This window comes from Flagellimonas onchidii, assembly GCF_004804315.1.
GTDB classification, from domain to species: Bacteria; Bacteroidota; Bacteroidia; order Flavobacteriales; family Flavobacteriaceae; genus Flagellimonas; species Flagellimonas onchidii.
In genome coordinates this window covers 66,013-83,495 of sequence record NZ_SRXX01000014.1, presented here as the reverse complement: position 1 = coordinate 83,495, position 17,483 = coordinate 66,013, and the positions used below count along the sequence as shown (strand labels likewise).

Below are 17,483 nucleotides of genomic sequence, written 5' to 3'. Positions count from 1 at the left end.
TTATCAAATTTATCGTACCGTTAACCATGCAGTTTCTATTTTATCAAGAATAAATTTTCGACACAAAACCGAAAGCTTTACAGGCTAAGAGTCAAGCAAACCTCCTTAATTTAATTTTAAATCCCCTTTGCAGGATAAGCCACATAAAAATGAAGAAAACAAAACCATATCCCATTAAGGCCCTAGGAAGGCTTGCCTGAGATAAGTAGTAGGCAAACACAAAGCAAAATACCGTGAAAACTATATTAATGTTGTTCTTTTCCAATTTGTTAAGGATTCTATCCAATACCGCCAGAAGAAAACCTAACATGACATTTCCAACAAACAGACCTGCATAACCAAAACCGCCATAAAAATCTACTATACTATTAATTGCAAGCGAACCGTCTTTGTCGCTCTTGGAAAAGTATGTGTAAAGCGTTTTGGTATCCTCAAAGTGTTCAAATCCAAAAACATTACTCAACATACCAATATTTGTGAGGCCGTAATGCTCTCCAACTTCTGGAAAATAATGAACATACATGAAAGCGGGTATGGAAAGTCTTCCGAAAACCCGTGTCAAAACAATTTCAGACAATTTCAATATGGCTTCAAAAAGGTTTTGAAATTGATAAGTGGTTGCAGAATAATAAAGAATCAAAAGAAGTGAGAAAAGAAACCCGAAGTAAATAATGTATTTTCTCTTTTTTTGCCTTTTTGAAAGAACTTTTCTTTTTCTTTTTTTTGCAACCAATTTTCCCCTAAAAACATGCCCCGCTAGAAGTAATGATAACATAAAAATTATCAAAGGTCTTTTTTGAAACAACATTAAAATCAAAAAGAACGATATTGAAAATAGGATTAAAAACGATACTCGTGAATACAAAGTATTTTTTCTTATAGATTTATATAAAGAAACTATTGTCACAAAAGGCAGCATATTATATACGATAATTGTATATAGATAATTGGAAGTAATCCCCCTTCGGGATGCTAACAGGGCTTCAGGTTCTCTTCCTAGCATTCCTTGGGCAATTCCAGTTATCACCACATCCCGATTAATAAATAAGTATGTAAAAACAAATAGAACAATGAGTATGCTAATAAAGTAATAATTGATATTACTAAGGTTGTCAGAAATATTTTCCTTAAAATTAAGATGATTGATGCATTTCACTTTTCCATATAGCAGATTCAAGCTAAACATATATGCGTATAGCACCAATAATAATCCGCAAACAAGAATAATTTGCGTTTGAATTATATCTGAATCGGATATCAGCTCTAGCTTGAACGAAATAAATGCCCTAAAAAAATAAGGTTTAAAAAAAGGAAATGCCAGTACCCCAATTACAGCGAAAATAATCGTTGCAATAAAAAAAACGCCAAAGATGTTCCACTTGAAAATTATTTTTTTAAATAGAGCTATATGGGTAAGCAGAACAACCAATAGAATGTATGTTGCTATCATCTAATGTTCCTTTGCAAATACAAATAAAAGATAATTAAAAAAGGCATAAAAAATAATTCCCCATTGCCTGCTAAAAATATTCTCAGTCAAAGCACAGCCCATTATTATGATGGTAAAACAAAAATATAAATAACTACCTGTTTTAACAGCATGGACCAAAGCGCCCCCCAAAATAGACAGAAAAAATAGGAGACCTACCACCCCAAATCTTAAGGAATAATCCAAATATTGATTATGTATGTTGCTTGTTGAAGAAATATTACTTCGTTGGTAGGCATCATGTAATAGGTCTTCAACATCACCTGTCCCTACACCAAGAATGTAGTTGTCCTTCACAATTGGCATAGCAGAGTTCCATAGCTTTATCCTAGTTTCCCTTTTCGCCATTTCTCCCTCGCTTAATTCAACAAACCTATCGCTAATTCTTCTTATCGGATAGTCCAAATAGGCATAGGTGAACGAAAGCATTATGATTGCCGAAAAACTTGTGATCAGCAACATCTTATGTCCTTTATGCTTAGTTAAAACATATATGATGGAAATGGCAACGATCAATGCGTTCAAGACAATTGCAGTTTTGGCTACCATCTGAAGAATAAAAAATGACTGCAGCCAAATCAACAAAAACAACCCTATTGCTGTAAAAGAGTTTTTTGTTTTAGTTATAAAATGAAAAATTATTACGTTCGAAAACATAATATACATTGCAAAATAACTATTGTGGATAGGCAATAATTCTGTGAGTTTTACCCCGGTAAATCTATATGACAAAAATAAATCCAAGGTCAATGGGAAGGTATTACTGTTAAAGAAAAAGCGATAGATTATATCAACTTCAAACAGGATGATCAACGCAAAGATTGCAGCACAATAGATTTTTAACAATAAGGAAATGTTCCTTACTTTGTATGTTATGTAAAAAAGGGGGAAAAGTAAAAAACTAATCTGCCTTCCTATTATATCGAACCCTCTCGACAGGTTTTCAGTATAAATCAACCCGAAAACGTTAAGTGAAAAAAACAAGATTAGACCCCAAAAATATGGGGTTGTCTCAAACTTTATCTTCTCTCCTTTAAGCACCAAAAAAAAATGCAAAAAGAAAAGAAAAAACACCAGGATTGCGTTTAGTCTATCAAAAATAAAACTTGAAGCAATTCCCAAAAGAAGCAAAAAAACTACATCAATACCCCATGTTTTGAGCTTAATCCAATCCTTAAAACTACTCATGCCTTTAAAAAAGATTCAAGTGCAATATAATCTTCATCTCCTAGATAAAGGTTTTTGTCCAAAGTTTTAAAATGTGCTTTTATTGAATCTAGATTATTCATTAAAAAAGCAATTCCCGCTTCTATTTCACCCTCAACTTTATAATCTATGGCTGTTCCCACTCCATATTCTTTTACTTTTTCTTCTAAATAGGTATCCTTGCTACATAGCAAAGGAACCTTATAGTACATACATTCATAAAGTTTGTTTGGCAGTGCCAAACGATTGTTCAAAGAAACCTGATGAGTGTCGTAAATAAGATATATAATATCAATTGACGCATAAATTCTTTGGGTATCTGTAAATGCATTATACGGCCCAAAATACTTGATGTTTTCATATTTGTCGGCATAATCCTCAACTACTTTTTGATATTGACCTTTGCCGTATATGTGAATTTCAATGTCCGTGTGGGCTTTATAAGTCTCAAAAAGCTTAATATATTCGTCTTTACGAAGTAAAAGCCCTACAATTCCAATTATAGTTTTAGAAGACTTTTCTTTTCTCCAAGAATCAGTTTTTTTTATCTCTTTGGAAAGCAACTTGTTCTCTAGAACGAAAACATCTTTTTTAAAAAAATTCTCGAAATGAAAGGTATAATATCTTTCAGAGGTTACTATCAATTTATCAATATACCTACCATAAAGCCATCTTTCCACAGCACGCAATCGCTTCGCCATAAAACCATTTCCAAAAACATACTCCCTCAAATCGGAAATCTCGATTGCGACTTTTGAGGCGTTTTTCTTTCCAAAAAGTTTAAAACTTGAAAAAAAATATAAAAGCAGTACATCAAGGTTGTTCAACAAAACCACCTCATACTGATTGGAGCTCACACTTTTTTTGATTTTTTTAATTGTCCTCAAATAGGTTAAAACACGTTTCACCGGACTAGATGCATTGGGAATGTCACCAAAATTAGTCCGTATCACACCAGAGTTAATCGAGCTGTCTAAATCAGCCAAAGTTCTTCGTTGAAAGTAAGCCAATGAAACCTGATTGTTTTTGGCCAAAAAATTAATTTGTTTTACAAACCTTGGGTTGGGTTGATGGGAAATAAAAAATAAAATTTTCATAGCTCTACTGTTAGGCTCAATTTTTCTTTTTAGAAAAAATTTGCATTGTATCTTTTATGAAATCTATATTGAACCAATACAGCGCCACTATATAGATTGCTACCGTCATGACACAACTCAAAATACCAACAAATATACCGCTGTAGGCTAACTCCATATAATAATTTGCCATGAACAATGATCCTCCCATGAGCAATAGCACATCAAATCTAAAATATTTGGGTCTTACAAAGTATTTTCTGCACCAAACCATCGTCAACCCACCCATTATGATAAAAGAAAACACTAGGGAGAAGGACAATGAATGTAATATTGATAGGTTAAATTCTTTAAAAATGTAGAAAAAGAGAACATGAATAAGAATAGCTATCACAAGAGTATACAGATTATAAGGCTTGAAAAACTTAACCTCAACAATACCTTTTAGCCCCTGGAAGACCGAATAGGGAATTAATCCAACGGCTAAAACCTTGAACACACTTTTCACATCCCTTATTATTTCCTTATTGGAAAGCCAATACTCCAATACAATGTCTATCCAATTATACAGTATGATGACTAATAAGGTAGTGGAATAAAGTATGGCACCTGTCATTATATTAATGGCTCTTTTTTCTTTTTCTTTAGTGTTATTATTACCTATGACCACCGAAGATAACTTAGAAACTGGCTGTAGAACAATCATAACTACTCTAGCTAAAGTCAAAGCAATTAGAAATGAGGCTATTTTATCCTGGCCACTTACAACCATTAATGACCCAATTGTCAATAATAGCATGTCAGAGAATGTTATTATTGACCTTGGAATACCGTAGTGGTAAAATTCTTTTCCATAACCCTTTACCATCTTGAAAGAAGGTACTCGGTATATTCTAAGTTTTACTATAATAAATAGCATCAAGCCAATTTGCAATAAGCTCATCGAAAACAATGAATAATGAAAAAAGGCCATCAAATCTGGGGATACTCCCAGAAAAAAGAACACAATAATCATTATTAAGCTGGCATTGAGCATATTGATTAAGTTGTATACGATTACTTTACGCTGGGTAAGAAAATAAGGTTGTACAAGGTAACTCAAGTGCAAAATGGATATGTACCAAAGAGTATAAAAGATATAATCCTCTTTGTCTCCTTGGCTGTCATATATCATTAACTCCAACTCCCTTCCAAATAACACATAAATGAACGTCAACAACAAGGTACTTGAAAACCACCCAACAAAGGAAACAAAGAAATATGTTTTGATTCTTGCTTTATCATTTAAGTAGATACTGGCATACCGAATAAGTGCTTGCGAGGTGCCCAGTTGACTCAAGTTGGTAAATGTAGGACCAACTCTCCTGAAGAGCATGAAAACGCTCAATGATGCAGCTGTTAGAAGATACTCCGCTTCTTTTATGAGCCAGAAATTAAGCAGAACATTCAAAACGGAAAAGCCTGTGCTGAAAAATAGATCCCGGCTAAGTTTATTCATCTAGGCTTTGTTTTTGAATGGTAAAATGAAGTTTACTGGTCTCTATAATTTCCGTTTGGAAAACAATTTTTTTTGAAGCCACTTTGTGCCCATAATTATGGCTTAACCAATAGTGTTCCTCTTCTGCTGTTGAATATCCGTCAAAAGTAATCGAGAAACTACTTTTCCCAATGCTTGCTACGACACAGTTTTCTTGTACTTTCAATTCTACATTTTCTGCAAAATGAAGATGTCTCGTAACCTTATGTCCTGATTTACATTTAACAATATCGGAACAAGAAAGTCGGAAACTGTCTTCATCCAAGGAAAAAATCCTTTGATATTCTATTGAATCTTCAAGTCTTTTATATCCATCGTGTTTACCAGAGATATGGATTTCCCCTTGATTTTGATTGATCACAACATCATATGGCTTTGCCATATCTGCTATACCCCAATCTCCTAGCAAGGGGGCAATCTCTTCGTTATCGATAGTTAATATATTATGATAGTTGGAGGACTTCATTTCATTTTTAAGTCGCAAATCTCCTGTATAGGTATAACATCCTGGATCTACAATGAGGTCTTGTCCGTCGATCATTAATTCAAAACTATACAAATCATTATGGCCATGCCCACCTCTTCCATTCATGCCAACTTCACCAACATCAACCATAAAAAAATTGTTTTGGTCTTTTGCAATGGTATATCCTCCTTTATCATAACAGGAAAATTGTAGCCCTTTTAATGGATTATCTGAAATGTTTTTAACTTTCCCCAAACCAAATATTTCAATCGCGGAGGGACAAATCTTTGAAGTACTATTTATTTTTTTCTCGTTGAAAAAAAGGCTGGCCAATTGTAGAAGGTTCTCATGATTATTTAAAGCTAAACCATCATTTTGAAATATTGAAGCACTATCATTATCCCCAATAATAGGGGATAAGGAATTTGGTTTCATATAATCTTTTGTAAAAAGACACGCATGCCTTAATAGTTCATTGGTGGCGGATTGAATCGTAATTCCTAAACGCTGCATGCTCAAAAAACAAATTAAGTAGAGTTCCAATACCAGTCGGTGGTAAGGAGTCGATTTTTCAAAATTAACACCGTCTTCTACAAACTGAAGGTGAAATTCACTTTCTACCTTATTCAAAGCATAGTTTTGCCATTTTTTAGCTTCCTTGTAAAACCCTTTGAATATTGTGCCCAAAAGAAGCAAAGCTGTAAGGTTGGCAGTGTAATGGTTGCCTCGAACATCGGTGTACTCAATATTTCTCCACAAGAAAACACCGTGTAATATTAAAATTTCATTTAACAGATTAATTATGTTATCGGCTTCTTCCTTGAGAAGCAACAACTCCCGTAATTGTATCAGGTTAATAATGCGTATTGATACCTCCATCGGGTACCAATTCACTGAGTATGCTAAAGGATTATTTTGTTTCCAATCTATAAGGGTTTGATAAAGGTACTCAAGATTCTTAGTTTTATGGTCTATAAGATAGTGCCTGGCAACAGGAATCAAAAAACTCAATCGAGAAAGTTCCCAAGGGAATTTCACATCATACTCCAGGGATTTCTCTTTTTCGTAAAAGCTGTACTCTTTAAAGTATCTGTTTTCCCATTTATAATTTACTCGCCAATCGGAGTGCCAGTCAAATGGTTTGCCCAATTTATGGGTACTATCAAAAATTGGGATATTCCCTTTTAAGATAGTTTCAGAACTATTTCTAATGTGTTCTTTTATCGTTTCTAAATCAATTTTTTCATAGCCGGAGAAATCAGGAGTAAATAAGAGACTCCTTTGTTTCCAGACAGGGTCAGAGGTATTTAACTTATTGGAAATACTAATTGCTATTTTATCCCAAAAGTTGGTTTTATGATAAGCCTTTAAACGGAGGAGCTGTACGAGCCTGAACCAAATAACCGGAATTGGTTTGGACAAAATGGTTTTAATAGTCACGTAACTTAAATTTTATTAGCCGTTCTGTATTAAAAAGGTAGCCTGAGTTGTCTGAATCATGTCTTTCAGCTCAATGGACCATTTGCCATTGGTAATTGCTTCGTACATATACAGCAATTCTTCGTACTGTCCTTTTTCAGATGTTTTCGCAATAAGCTCTTTTGTTTTCACTCCGAAGCTCGTCAATTTCATAAAATCATCCATAATGATGGTTTTGCCATCAAAATGTACCTCTAGGCTTTCTTTTTGATAGCTTTTATTGCCAACTGCAAAATACTGAAGATTCCCAACAGACCCATCTTTATACTTCAATATGATGGACACATTATCGTCTTTGCGAATTTGATTATTTGAAGGACTTAATTTCTCTACATTTACTGAAACGATTGAAGATCCCGTCAAATAGGAAATTAAATCTATAAAATGGCATACTTCGCCCACAACCCTTCCACCGTGATCATGTATGGCATCTGTAGCGTCTTTAAAGCCAGCATTGATACGGTAGCTTATAAACAATGGGTTGATACGATTTTTGGTATGTTCATTTATTTCTTTGGCATATTTGCTGAACCTTCGATTGAACCCTGTCAACAAAAAAGGTTTTTTAGTTACGGACGCATCATCATAAAAAGCAATGATTTTGTCAAGGTCCTCCTGATTTGTTGCCAACGGTTTCTCAACAAATACGTGTTTTCCCGCCTTTAATGATTTTAGAACCAGGTCTGCATGATCTTTATGCTGGGTTGTAATGAATACCAAATCTACTTCATCATCTGTCAAAACATCATTAATATTTGATGTGGTATATTTCGCATTAAAATGGGTGGCTACGGACTTCCCCTTATGTCCCGTTCTATTCACTACAGCATAAAGGGCATACTTGTCCTTCATCTTTTCCATATTTGGTAAATGCATGGCAGTGGCAAAACTTCCAGCACCGACCAAAGCTACATTCAAAACGTCTTTGTTGCGAGCATATTGACTGTTTACCATTACCTTAGAAGGCTGTACTTCCTCCTTATTTACCTCATAGCTCAACAGCACCATAATGGGTTTCTCAGGGCCTTGAAGAGAGGCATATGCTTCCTCAACTTTATCTATTGGGAAAACTTTATTGATCAACAAATCGAGCTTTACTTTGCCCTCACCAAGCTGTTTGAGATACTCTGTCATGTTTCTATTCTCGGTCCATCTCACATACGCATAGGGATAGTCATGCCCTAAATCTTCATACTGACGATCATACCTTCCCGGACCGTAGGAGGTCGATATTTTGAAATCCAATTCTTTTTGATAAATATCCGCTCTTTTGATTTCCATTCCCGAAACACCAACCAGGATTACGCGACCTTTCTTCTTGCACGCTTTAAATGCGTCTGACAGTGGTTCACTACTTGCTGTAGCTGCAGTGAAGATCACGCCATCAGCGCCATATCCTCCTGTGAAATCGGTTATTTTCTTCACCAAATCTTCCTTTGCCGGATTGACTACCAGATCGGCACCTAGTTCTTTCGCTATTTTTAATCGATCTTCATTGATATCACTTACAATTGATCGAACACCTGAGTTTTTCAAAAATTGAACGGTAAGTAGGCCTAAAATTCCAGCTCCTACCACCACTCCATATTCTCCCATTCTTAAATCAGCGCGGCGTACCCCTTGCATCGCTATACCTCCCAAAGTAACGGTCGATGCGAGACTTAAATCGAGGTTTTCAGGCACCCTCATAGCCAAATTTTGTGGCACCACAACATACTCCGCATGGTTGGCTATGCCTGCACCAGCGGCTGCAACCTTATCTCCAACCTGAAAATTAGTAACCCCTTCGCCTACCGCAATTACAATACCTGCGTTGGAATATCCCGTAGGAGTGCCATATTTAACCTTTTGCTGAACCTTCGAAAACGCCCTGGAAATGCCTTGGGCTTTTGCCAAGTCGATTACCTTTCTAAGGTTTTCAGGTTGTTTCATGGCTCTTACCAATAGGTTTTCACCGCTATTTCCAACGCTTTTTAACTCCGTGCCTGCAGAAATACAGCTGTAAGACACAGCAATTAAAATTTCACCGTTAGATAATATTGGGGAAGGCACCTCTTCCGCAATTACTTTTCCTTTTTTAATAATCGCCTGTAACATTGGTTTTAATCTTGTTTTATATTCATTATCAATCTGCTAGTTGGTTAGAACTCAAAATTCAAATCAAGAATTGTCATTGTTCTGCCAACTACCCCAACTTCAGGATTGTACAGATAGATCTTTGTTTCTTTTAGAGCTTTTGGACTTAGCGAAAACACATCGCTAATCACCACTACATTCTCTGCCATTCTACTCAATGAACAATTTGACGCGATTGTTCTTGCCTTGCTTTCTTGATCAATTCTTTTTTCAAATTCCATAGGTTTTTCAGGATATACCCGAAATGCTATGTTCAAAGACTCTACCTCTTCTAAATATTGAGTTTCGCAAAAAAAGTAAAAGATTCTAAACTGGTTCTGGCCTATTTTTTCAACACCAATTTTTTCAACCCTAAAGTTATCCGTAAAAGAAAATCCGTAAGTGAATATATAATTGAGTTTTTCCGAAACATTCTCTTGCACAGGAAGTGCTTTTATAAATGCTGAATTTTCATTGGTCCCGCACTTACATCCAGATAAAAGCACCAAAAAAATTATTCCAATGAACCCTTTTACTTTCACTATTTTTTGTCAGTCTGGGTAATTCATTTCATTACTCCACAGAAGTCCAGAACAACTTTTTTGTCACTCTTTATGGTTTTAAACTCATCATGTGCCACAAGATAGACAAGTATATCCGCTTTCTCTGCAGCTTCTTTATAGTTGGTAAGCTTAAAAACTTTATGGTCTTCAATGTTAGGTTCTACGATATAGTACTCTTCATCGTTTGCATTTTGAAGCACCTTTTGTACAATATATTTTGCAGGAGATTCCCGTAAATCATCTATGTTTGGTTTAAATGCGAGTCCCATTAGGGCTATGCTGGGTTTTCTTCCGTGTTTTAGTTCAAACTCCATTTTAGAAGACCTTACCTTTTCCGCACACCAAAATGATTTATAATTATTGATTTCCCTTGCCGTTCCAATAATTTTGGACTCCATAGGATAATCTGCCACTATAAAATAAGGGTCCACTGCAATACAATGTCCGCCGACACCGCAACCTGGTTGCAAAATATTAACACGAGGATGTTTGTTGGCCAATGATATCAATTCCCAGACATTTATATCTGCTTTATCACAGATTAAAGATAATTCATTGGCAAATGCTATTTGTACGTCTCTAGAAGAGTTTTCAACTAGTTTGCACATCTCTGCAGTTCTGGCATTGGTCTTGTGCAATTCGCCCTGGATAAACCTAGAGTAAAACTCTACGGCCTTATTGGTTGAAACTTCATCAACCCCACCAATAACGCGATCGTTGTATACCAACTCATACATGACATTACCGGGCAATACTCTTTCGGGACAATAGGCTATGTAGAGTTTATCTTTTAATTCTGGTCGCTTCTCAAAGATAAGCCCCATCATTTTTTCTGTAGTTCCAATTGGAGAGGTAGATTCTATAATATAGAGATCTCCTTCTTTCAATAAAGGAATTATAGATTCTGTAGCCGCTTTGACGAAAGAAATATCCGGCTCATTTTTGTCTTTAAACGGTGTTGGCACAACGATGAGGTATGTGTCCGCCTCTTTTGGAGTAGTATCTGCTTTTAAAAAACCTTCTTTTACAGCACCTTCCACTGCTCTATCCAAATCCGGCTCAACTATATGTATTTTTCCAGCGTTTATTGTATTTACAACATCAGGGTTAATATCCACACCATGTACAGGAACTTTGTTTTGTGCAATCAACGCAGCTGTAGGCAGGCCAATATAGCCAAGGCCCATCATGACAACTTCTGGGTTATTGTTCATTATTAAATTTTTGAGATATAGTCTACAATTCTTTCACAAGCTTTTCCATCACCATAGGGGTTATGAAGCTTGCTCATTTTTAAATATGAGTTGCTTTCGTTAAGCAACTTTGTGGCTTGGGTTATAATTCTTTCCTTATCCGTACCTACCAGCAATACTGTTCCCGCATCAACTGCTTCAGGGCGCTCGGTAGTATTCCTCATTACCAAAACGGGTTTTCCTAAACTAGGTGCTTCTTCTTGAACTCCTCCGCTGTCGGTAATTATCATATAGGATTTGTTCATAAGCCAAACAAATGCCGGATACGATAAAGGGGCGATTAATTTAATGCTTTCTACACCATTTAAAATGTCGTATACAGGTTTTTGAACGTTGGGATTCAAGTGTACAGGGTATATTATTTGAATGTCAGAATGTTCTTCTGCCAAATGTTTTAGTGCTTCACATATATTGATAAAACCTTGCCCATGATTTTCCCTCCTATGTCCTGTAACCAGAACTAGTTTCTTATCAACCTCCAATAATGTTTCCAGCTGCTCGATTTCTTCGTCTGTGAAAGAAGGGGAGTTCACCTTATCGACGCTAAATCTCAAAGCATCGATTACCGTATTTCCTGTAACTGTTATCGATGCTTCCTTTTTATTTTCAAGAAGTAAATTGTTCATTGATGTCTTGGTCGGAGAAAAATGAATGTCGGAAATGACACCTGTTACACTCCTGTTCATTTCTTCAGGAAATGGTGATTGCATGTTAAATGTTCTCAACCCTGCCTCAACATGACAAACTTTGGCTCTAGCATAAAAAGCGGCAAGACTAGTCGCCATTGTCGTTGTTGTGTCTCCATGAACATAAACGTAATCTGGTTTAAAATCCTCAAGAACAGGCTTAAGCCCTTTTATAATTTCTGCGGTAAGTGAATATAAATTTTGATTGGGTTTCATAAGGTCCAAATCATAATCAGGCATTATTTCAAAAAATGATAGTACCTGATCTAGCATTTCTCGATGTTGAGCTGTAATGCAAACCTTCGTTTCAAATTTTTCAGGAAATTTTTGGAACTCCTTAACCAAAGGAGCCATTTTAATAGCTTCAGGACGAGTGCCAAAAACTATTAGATTGCGTTTTTTTTTCATTGAGGCCGCACTTTATTTTTCAATTAGTTTATCAAAAATTATTTTCTATAGCTTTTTAAATATTTGCCAAGGCCAAATAAGCCCAATATTCCTATCGTCAGTCCTAAAAACACAAGAGGCAATAAAAACTTATAACTTTTCCAAACTCCTTTTTGCTCAACTCCTCTATTTGGAAAGTCGCTAATTACATTTAAAATTTTAGATGTGTTCGCGCGTTCCTCATTAAGCTCTACCAACTTTTCTTTGATAACCTCTCTTTCTTGGACCAATGCTAGTTCTTTATTTTGGGATTCTCCATTCTCAGCCAAATTGATTTTGGTCCCCTGCATAGGCTTTTCTGCTTCTTTTTCCAGAACTCGTTTGTAAAGGCTTTGAAGGGAATCGATCTCCACTAATTGTTGCATATAAATAGAATCTTGAAGCGCAATATTCTCCTCATTTATTTCCTTTTGACGCTTAAAATAGTCATTAATCGAGATTGAACTGATAATTGCTGGCTGTGCTTTTTTGGCCACACGGTTATCGGTGCTTATTATTGATATTTGATGAAATCTTGCATCCAGTGAATTGAAGTTTTTAAGATAGTTCTCAAAATCGATGGTTTTAATCGTTGTGGTGTCAAGCTCCTTTATAAAATTGTCGAACAGTTTTATTTTCTGGTTTTCATCGGAATATGAATCTACAAATATTTTTTTGATACTCGCAGCTTCCTTGCTGGTAATATCCAAGGCAGTTGCCAGGGTAACAGAGTCTTGTGCCCTTGCTAAATCATTATAAAAATCAATGTTATTGTATAACTGTTGAACACTATTAAAATTAGGCTCAACCACCATTTTAGAAATGTATCTTTCGGGTAGATAGTTGTCCAGAAAGTAGCCACTTACACCTCCCACAACAACAGCAATGGTGAGAATTACAAAATGTTTCTGGATAAAAAGTAATAACAATATCAAAAGGTGGAACAACCCTTTGAAAATACTTCCAATAAAATTGAAAAATTTTTGAAAGCCTCTTCCTATGATTTGAAATAATTGTCCCAAATCAATTTCGTCCGATGTGTTTTGGTTTGATGGTAGCTCAGCCATGTTGCTCGTTGAATATTTGTTTTAAAATTCTATCTGTGATTAAGTATGTGGGTTTTACACCGGTTGTTCCTAAACCTCCCGAGGCCAATGTACTCCCAGTTTCCAGTGGATTGTCCGAGGCGTAATATGCATATCTAACCTTTACATCTTTTTTGATACTCTTTCTTACCTTGGATGCGGATTGAATAGCTTTTTGATAATGTACTCCTTCCATCTCCAACCCTATGACATTCCATGTGGATTCATGGAAAAATCGAAGAATGTCCTTGTTTTGCAGAGATGTGCCTAAAACTGTTACCATTGTCCCTTCCAATACTTTTAGCCCATGTCCTTCAAAATCTGTGGCACAGAGTTCGTTATTAAATGGGTAATTGTCTGCTGTTCCTTCAAAAATATGAGCTGACGGAATCATTAAGTCTCCCTTGCCCCCTTCTAAAATACCAGCTTTCCCCATTATGGATATTGAATCAACATTCAAATATTTTTTTTGACCTTTTTCTTCTATTGGCTTCAACAACTCATCAATAGTTTCGTATGCTTGCTCTCCAAAAGCATAATCCATTACGAAGATAACAGGTTTTTCTTCCTCGGGAATGTCCTTTGAAAGAGAATAGCAGCAGGTATCCTTTCCAAATCTCGCCGAATCAAAGATTTGTACATCTATGTTCGCACCAGAAGCATCGTCAATGAAAATCATGCCATTTTTTTCCCCAATGTCCATCACTTTCTTTCTCAAATCCTTGTTTCCGGAAGAGCTTAGGGCTTCATAAATATCCAGAGATTTGGTGTCAGGAAACTCTTTGAACAGCGCTTTTTTGGCAAATAGGGAATTCATTACACTGTGCATGTTGGCACTTATGATATGAATGGGCCTATGGAGCAGTTTATTCTTAATCAGTGTTTGTTTGATCATTGCAGCCCACCGTTCACCGTGGATGTGGTGGCCTAATCGCTCACGTAGCAATGGACTAAAGGTAATTGTTCGTTTGTTACCGGTGGTTTCTTCCTCGATGGCCAATTTTCCCAACCAATAGATAACGTTTAAGAAGCGATCCGGTTCAGGAGAGGTCTTTAATGCATTGTGAAGTTCTACCACCTCATCAAAGGTTCTGCCCAAAATGTTGGCTGCATGAATCATAGCGATTTCCCTCTCAGCATCGTTCTTTTCTTCTGCATTGACAAAATCCGTCAATTTATCCCAATCGCGGATAGTGGCCGTACCGTCCTCAACCAAAACACGCTTGCTGATTTTTCCCGATTCTATGAACAAAAAGGTAAGATGGGTCAGAATATCATAAATATCACTCCTGCCACGAGTAATTTCGATGTTCATTTGTTCCTCGTCAATACGATAGCAATTTCTTCTTCTCTTTGGCGGGATGATAGCTTTTAAGTGGGACTTGGAAAAACCTTCATCCGAGGTAAGGTTTATAAATCTGCATTCTTCAATGCCTTTTGGCAATCTTTCAAGAACATATATTAGCCCGTTTAATTCTACCTTTTCCTCGGCAATGGACCCATAAATCTCAGGCCTGAGCAATAACAGGGCACTCCGTAAAGCATTCCCCGAGACACCGGAAGGTTTATAGAACCCTCTATTAAGGAGGTGACGCATAGTAATGTATATGCGCTCGATTGCATTTGTGGATTCTTGGGCTCTAGTAGTTTGTTTTACCTTGGTTGCCATAAATTGTTCTGGCAAAAATACATGAATTCCTACGAAATTAGAACAGTAGTTTATCAACTAAAGTTGAAATGGTGTAAGAGCATCCGCTACTCTTCGATCATTGGATAGGCGCTGAACTTTGTTTTGGCCTCCTAATTTGCCAATGGTCTTCATGTAATCCTGAAATCCCCCAACACAAATTTTGGTAACCTTGAGGGGTTGTAATATGTTCCCATCAATTAGATCAAGATAGTAGCTGTTCTGTTTTTGCATGCTTTTATCCATAAGATTGGAAAACTTTGCGATGTCAGATGGAGGCTTTTCAAATTCGATGAACCATTCATGGTAAGGTAGCTCTCCGTTATTAGGTGAAGTTTGGGGCGCAACGGTAAACTCATTAACTAACGCATCGGTTTGCTCAATAGCTATTTTTATGGCTTCTTCTACCTCTTTTGCAATGACGTGCTCACCAAAAGCGGAAATGAAGTGCTTAATTCTTCCTGAAACAACCACACGATAAGGATTCAATGAAACAAACCGAACGGTATCACCAATATTATAGGCCCAAAGTCCTGCATTTGTTGAGATAATCAATGCGTAATCCACTCCCTTTTCCACTTCTGAAATGGTAAGTCTTTCGGGGTTTTCATCAAAAAACGCATCTGCCCTGATGAATTCGTAAAAAATTCCTGAATTCAAAAGCAAAAGCATCCCTTCTTGCGTTTGGGAATCTTGATAGGCAAAAAACCCTTCGCTGGCAGGAAAAAGTTCAATACTATCTACCTTTCTGCCGATTAATCCTTCAAATTTGGCGCGATAAGGTTCATAATTTACGCCTCCATAAATGAAAAGCTGAAAGTTCTTAAAAAGCTCTCCGACCTTTTTGCCCGACTTGGCAGTTAGTTTTTCAAAATACATCTGAACCCAAGAAGGTATTCCGGCTATTACCGTCATATTCTGGTCTTCCGTTTCCTCAATGACCTTATCTACTTTGGTTTCCCAGTCTTCGATGCAGTTCGTCTCCCAACTCGGAAGCCTGTTTTTTTGAAGGTAATTTGGAACATAATGTGCCGAAATACCGGATAGTCTTCCTAATTTGATGCCTCCCTTTTCCTCTAAAATGGGGCTTCCCTGTAAAAATATCATCTTTCCATCCACAAAATTAGCATTGCCTGTTTCATAGATGTAGGATAAAATGGCATTACGTGAGGCCTCTACTTGGTACTTGATAGATTCCTTGGTAATAGGAATATACTTGGCTCCAGAAGTAGTGCCCGAGGTTTTTGCAAAATAAACGGGCTTTTCTGGCCAAAGAACATTGTTTTTTCCATTAATAATCTCTTCCACATAGTGTTTGAGCTCCTCGTAGTCACGAACGGGTACTTTTTTAGTGAACTCCTTATGATTGTCTATGGATTCGAAATTGTAATCTTTTCCAAACTGGGTCTGTTTGGCCGTTGAAATAAGTTGTTGAAATACCTTTTTTTGGGTATTGACTGGGTCGTTTGCCCATTTAGCTGTCTTTTTAATAATGTGTTTGGCAAACAGCTTTGCCGCAAACGCTTTTAAGGACATTTATTTGAAATCAATATAATTCAAAGGGTTTACCGGTTTTCCCTTTCTCCAAAGTTCAAAATGTAAATGTGGCCCGGTAGTAAGTTCACCTGTGTTTCCAATGGAAGCAATAATTTCTCCTGCCTTTACCAAATCACCCTGGGATTTACTCAAGGAGCCATTATGCTTATATACCGATGTAAGATTGTTGTCTTGATGCTCAACAATGATGACATATCCCGTCTCGGCTGTCCATTCTGAAAAAAGTACAGTTCCATCTGCAATAGATTTAACAGGAGTATCCTTTGGAGCCACGACATCAACCGCGTAATGTTTGTTTTCTGGGTCATATCCTTGCGATAGTGTACCGCTCACTGGCGAAAATAATAATGTGCCCACATTTTCTATATCGCGTTCGAACAAATTGTACTTGTCTTCCAGTTCAACTTCTTCCCGCAACAACAAATCTTCTCGAATTGGGGTCAAATCAACGGTTGAAGGGTCTAGCTTATATTTTTCAAAAAGGGAATCGCGATTTACCTCGTTATTTTCTATATCACCACGTAAAACCAGTCGAACATTATCTAAATACCTATTGGTATAATTAAGAACGGTGACTAAAGAATCTGTTTTGTAGGTCAATTCGGTTGCCTGCCTTTTAAGTCTGGTCGAGGAATAACCAGGTATATACTCCCTTAAGGGAGTAAAGGCAATTATGAGCGTGGTTAACCCAATGAGCACAATGATAAAAAGAGTTCCGGTAACAAAAACATTGAGTCTACTGAGTTTAAAGGATATTTTTTCCTCGAAGGTACTCTCATTCAGTATCACCAATCGATACTTATGAAGTAGCTTCCGTTTTATCTCTTTTCTTTTCTTTTTATCCCGGGCCATAATGGA

At 36.6% G+C, this 17,483-nt stretch carries 13 protein-coding genes; all 13 read right to left on the bottom strand.

The features are described 5' to 3' along the window. Positions 1–91: 91 nt before the first annotated feature. Entirely contained in the window at positions 92–775 is a 684-nt protein-coding gene (locus E4661_RS14690; protein ID WP_136468215.1) for a hypothetical protein, read from the bottom strand. 675 nt (positions 776–1,450) lie between these two features. Beyond that, positions 1,451–2,146: an O-antigen ligase family protein gene (locus E4661_RS19100; RefSeq protein WP_335341084.1), complete on the bottom strand. Its 696-nt coding sequence runs from the start codon at positions 2,144–2,146 to the stop codon at positions 1,451–1,453. A 527-nt stretch (positions 2,147–2,673) separates the two neighbouring features. Then, positions 2,674–3,792 (bottom strand): glycosyltransferase, encoded by a 1,119-nt coding sequence (locus E4661_RS14680; protein WP_136468213.1) that lies wholly within the window; start codon positions 3,790–3,792, stop codon positions 2,674–2,676. A 16-nt stretch (positions 3,793–3,808) separates the two neighbouring features. Further along, positions 3,809–5,269 (bottom strand): polysaccharide biosynthesis protein, encoded by a 1,461-nt coding sequence (locus E4661_RS14675; protein WP_136468212.1) that lies wholly within the window; start codon positions 5,267–5,269, stop codon positions 3,809–3,811. Beyond that, a complete protein-coding gene (locus tag E4661_RS14670) occupies positions 5,262–7,214 on the bottom strand; it encodes an alginate lyase family protein (RefSeq protein ID WP_136468211.1) in 1,953 nt (650 codons plus the stop codon). The genes E4661_RS14675 and E4661_RS14670 overlap by 8 nt, the downstream gene beginning before the upstream one ends. 15 nt (positions 7,215–7,229) lie before the next feature. Continuing rightward, positions 7,230–9,350, bottom strand: a complete 2,121-nt coding sequence (locus E4661_RS14665) for a bi-domain-containing oxidoreductase (RefSeq protein WP_136468210.1) — start codon at positions 9,348–9,350, stop codon at positions 7,230–7,232. Between the two features lie 44 nt (positions 9,351–9,394). Next, entirely contained in the window at positions 9,395–9,910 is a 516-nt protein-coding gene (locus E4661_RS14660) for a hypothetical protein (protein ID WP_136468209.1), read from the bottom strand. A 23-nt stretch (positions 9,911–9,933) separates the two neighbouring features. Next, positions 9,934–11,145 (bottom strand): UDP-N-acetyl-D-mannosamine dehydrogenase, encoded by a 1,212-nt coding sequence (wecC, locus tag E4661_RS14655; protein ID WP_136468208.1) that lies wholly within the window; start codon positions 11,143–11,145, stop codon positions 9,934–9,936. A 2-nt stretch (positions 11,146–11,147) separates the two neighbouring features. Further along, positions 11,148–12,278 (bottom strand): non-hydrolyzing UDP-N-acetylglucosamine 2-epimerase, encoded by a 1,131-nt coding sequence (gene wecB, locus E4661_RS14650; protein WP_136468207.1) that lies wholly within the window; start codon positions 12,276–12,278, stop codon positions 11,148–11,150. A gap of 38 nt (positions 12,279–12,316) precedes the next feature. After that, the gene (locus tag E4661_RS14645) at positions 12,317–13,363 is read right to left on the bottom strand and encodes a hypothetical protein (protein ID WP_136468206.1); all 1,047 of its coding nucleotides are present in this window, start codon (positions 13,361–13,363) and stop codon (positions 12,317–12,319) included. Continuing rightward, positions 13,356–15,050: a DUF6909 family protein gene (locus E4661_RS14640; RefSeq protein ID WP_136468205.1), complete on the bottom strand. Its 1,695-nt coding sequence runs from the start codon at positions 15,048–15,050 to the stop codon at positions 13,356–13,358. The genes E4661_RS14645 and E4661_RS14640 overlap by 8 nt, the downstream gene beginning before the upstream one ends. Before the next feature lie 57 nt (positions 15,051–15,107). Beyond that, entirely contained in the window at positions 15,108–16,604 is a 1,497-nt protein-coding gene (locus tag E4661_RS14635) for a GH3 auxin-responsive promoter family protein (RefSeq protein ID WP_136468204.1), read from the bottom strand. Next, positions 16,605–17,477 carry a M23 family metallopeptidase gene (locus tag E4661_RS14630; protein ID WP_136468237.1) on the bottom strand — a complete coding sequence of 291 codons (873 nt, stop codon included), beginning with the start codon at positions 17,475–17,477 and terminating at the stop codon, positions 16,605–16,607. Between the last annotated feature and the right edge of the window lie 6 nt (positions 17,478–17,483).